This window comes from Blastopirellula marina, from assembly GCF_002967715.1.
Taxonomy (GTDB): domain Bacteria; phylum Planctomycetota; class Planctomycetia; order Pirellulales; family Pirellulaceae; genus Bremerella; species Bremerella marina_B.
The window spans coordinates 1-3,674 of the sequence record NZ_PUIA01000004.1 but is presented as its reverse complement, the minus strand read 5'-3'; the positions used below and the strand labels follow the sequence as shown (position 1 = coordinate 3,674).

The following is a 3,674-nucleotide window of genomic DNA, read 5'->3' as shown; positions in this document are numbered from 1 at the left end:
CTTGCAGGGCTTTAACGATCTGTTCGGGACTACGTCGTTTACGCTTCTTGGTCATGGGAGTCTCCTTGGCCGAAATTGGCCTCTAGACTCTCATAACACATGGACCAGTTTTTGGGGAGCATGCCAGAACGATGAACACTTTCTTTGGGGATACCGTCAAGATCTGTTCAATCCAGCCATCGGTAATAAGGAAAAGTACGAATATGAGCGACAACATTTGCATATTGTGACGGACGAATTCAACCATGCGACTCGTTGTGTTTTGTCGGTATGCAAAGCTATCGAAGATATTGATGTTGAGCTTGGACAAAGGAACGCTTCACCATGCATTCGCGAGTTTTACTTCCATCGCGGTATTCCTCGAGAAGCTGTAGTTGCGATGGCTAGATCGCTGGGATAACCTGAAAGCACTCGTCATCCCGCAAGCTGAATCAGCCTGATCATTTAGGGCGATAAGCACGTCTCTCTGAGAGCCCGATCCGATGGTCCGAAATTCGGTCGCCAAATCATTTTGGGGTAGAAGCAAATCGCCGAATTTCCGTTTGCATGCCATCAACAAATACTACTTGGACGAATAATTCATCAGTGGCGGAGAAGGATTCAAGTTTAGTGTAGATAAGCCTTCCGAACGCATCACTAAAATCGTTGTCCTGAGGACGCTCATAGAATTCGCCTTGCCGACTTAGGGGCCGCAACGGCGCGATGTTAACCAGGTCATCCTTAGAAGTCCCTACACGAAATTCGTGAATTACAGATGCTCGCTCCCGAATAGCACTTCCTCTTACCAAAAACCAGTTTGTGCCGCTGTGTTTCTCAATCCAATTAGAATTGATCAGGGTCATTTTTGCCTGTTCAAGGAAATCACTTTGAATTGATCGGACTTGGGACAAGAGGTTCGTCTTATACTCAAACGGGCCGACCACAAAGCCTTCATTATGGAGGGATGAATTTGAGTCAAGGCGGACAAATAGATCGGCATCTGTCTTGATATCGCGTTCCGATAGCGGGACCCAATAACGAGTGTTGGTTCCACTGCCTTGAATGTAGGGGCGACGCCACGGACGGTTTTCTACGCGAAATTCTAACGTGTGTGCAAAATCACGAAGTCGATCGGAGATTTCAATTTCTGCGATGGCTAGATCACCATCACGTAGTCTAGATTGAAATGGACTGGGGGCAAGGAAGGGGTTAATAACTTTGATCGTGACATGAAAGTCTTCACCTGAAATGCTCGCTGTTTCGATCCCCTCTCTTGCAAGTAGATTTTTCAGATTATTGTCGGTACCTAGCAGGGCAGGCAGAGAAGCGTCGGTCAACCTCCTATGGCTCATGTTTTGAGGCATGGAGGGGGCATCCTCGCTTGTCATCAAAACGAATGGGATGACAAGGGCAAATAAGAGAGCAAAGGACACAGCGATTGCCGACATCCAGACCATGGAGTGTCGCTGCGGCGGAACCGTAGAATTTCGCCACGCATGGAGCGCATCTGCCAACTTTTCGGCGGATTCATATTCTACTTCGGGATCATTCCCTGTTGCTCTAAGGCAGATGTTTTGCAGACCTGGCGGAACAGTCAGATCTTCCGAAACCTGCCTGACCAATTCGCGGTCGATTCTTGGGTTGTTCATGAGACGGCTGAGTGCATCGCCCCCACTCCTCCGCTCTGCCAAGAGCCAATAAAGTGTAGCTCCAAGGGCATGGATATCATTTCTCAGGCCATGACAGGCAGTTGTCGGTGGGCAAGTAAGATCGCCACTTAGTTCGAACGTACTGCCCATGCTTTGGAGTTCCGTCGCTTGAAATGCTCGCAAGCTCAAACAATCCAATAAATACGGCTGTTCTGTCGACTCTTCGATTGAGATACTCTTCGGTCCGATGTTCCCGTGAAAAATGTGCCTTGAATGAAGGAGGTGAAGTGCTCTTGCGATACATTCAATCAAGAAGGAGGCCTTCGTAGCCTCCTCTGAATGATGACTGTATGCACTTGCCAGTGTCGAATCCGCCACAGATTCCTGAATAACAATTACACTATTGCAACATATTTCAATTGCAATGATTTCAGCAAGAGCTGCGTGCTTGATCGTTTTTAGGATTCGTGCTTTCGCGGCAACGTGCTTAATTGTCAACTCATTGCGATGGTGAAGTATGGAGACAATAACCTCGCGACTTGCTGTTTTTTCATGGGCGATATAACTAATGAGGTGAGGATTGCAATCTCGTCCTTCTTTATAGGGAAAGTTGTTTAGTGTGGGCGAGATTACGTGAAATGGGTCTAACAATTGTTTGACAATGTCACCAGGCAATCCGTCAGGCTTGTGATGGGCAATCCTGTGCATACTGGCAAGGATTTCGAGTTTCGCCTCAGGGTATTGGTCAAGGACAAACTCCACAGCACATTGGCACTCCAGCAACTCCTTTTTCCGGTGATAAAACTCGGCCAAGAGCAATTCATCGATCAAGACTTCTCTTGCTTGTCCTGCATACCGTTCAAGAAACCAGGTGAGGCGAGGGGGATGAACTGGATCCCACGCATTCTGAAATTCCTCACAAAGCTGATCGATTTCCTCCTGCTCTTCAGGCGAAAGACTTGTGAGGCGGAAGTTGGTCGGTGGGCGGAATGTGCGTTCCATTGTCCACGTCCATCGTTACCGTGGGGAGGGGAGCATTTGGTCCTGATGACTGATCTCTCGCACCTCGGTCGCCGAACCATCGATAAACCCAACTTGAGCATACAAATAATCGGATCTTTCCAACTGCTTCATGGTCTGCTGAATCGAATCGAGATACTGGAGATTCGCCTCTATTAAGTTTTTCATGTCCAATGGGGCATTATCTTCTCCAAAGAGCAACGGAATAGCGCTGAGTTTCTCGGCTGACTCACCGATTCGCAACTCCTGCACTACCAAAGATTCGTCGGCTAGTACTGAGGCAAACTTGTGGCTTACATGCCAACCAGGATCGAACTGTGACCTTCCATGGTAAAACCATTGGAGTTGTGAAATCCTGTCCTTCACGAATTCGATTTTATCACGACATCCCTGCTTGCGTGCCGAAGCAAAATCGAAGTCATATAAAAAGGGACCGATAGTATAAAGAGCGTTGCCGTCAAGGGCAGGAGAAACTAGGCGAAGAGATATCGAACTGGAGTCCTTCATCTCATACTTACGAGCTGGGACATAGTGAACGCTAGGAGATTGAGTAGTTGTGACCAAAAGCGGACTCCAAGCATGATCGCCAATACGAACCTGAATCATCGGACCAAAATCTAGGAGGTGTTCGGGCATTGATACAAGGATTTTGCCCACGCCTTGAGACTGCTCAACCTCTGCGCGATACTCCGATGCTAGGAGTGCAAACGGTAGAGAATTTTCCTCGTATTGTAGTAAGAAGTCTTCTTTGGTTACGCTTTTCAAATCAACTGACAGTTCGCTTGCCAGCCGATGCAAGGGGGAAGCAGGTTGTGGGGACGTGTCAAACGGAAGAGAAGATGTCCCGCCTTGGGTGTGACTTGAAATGCTTGGCTTGCTGAAGAAGACGAACGCAGTGGTGGCATGCTCCCCAAAAACTGGTCCATGTGTTATGAGAGTCTAGAGGCCAATTTCGGCCAAGGAGACTCCCATGACCAAGAAGCGTAAACGACGTAGTCCCGAACAGATCGTTAAAGCCCTGCAAGA

General features: G+C 48.1%; 3 protein-coding genes. 1 reads left to right on the top strand and 2 read right to left on the bottom strand.

The window, feature by feature from the left end:
- A partial coding sequence (locus C5Y96_RS27665; protein WP_214609066.1) for a hypothetical protein occupies positions 1-400 on the top strand: 400 nt, incomplete at its 5' end.
- 106 nt (positions 401-506) lie between these two features.
- Here C5Y96_RS27665 and C5Y96_RS00925 read toward each other — a convergent pair.
- Both C5Y96_RS00925 and C5Y96_RS00920 read right to left on the bottom strand, forming a co-directional pair.
- Positions 507-2,630 (bottom strand): hypothetical protein, encoded by a 2,124-nt coding sequence (locus C5Y96_RS00925; protein ID WP_105349680.1) that lies wholly within the window; start codon positions 2,628-2,630, stop codon positions 507-509.
- Positions 2,631-2,645: 15 nt separating this feature from the next.
- Positions 2,646-3,446 (bottom strand): hypothetical protein, encoded by an 801-nt coding sequence (locus C5Y96_RS00920; protein ID WP_158261024.1) that lies wholly within the window; start codon positions 3,444-3,446, stop codon positions 2,646-2,648.
- Positions 3,447-3,674 lie beyond the last annotated feature (228 nt).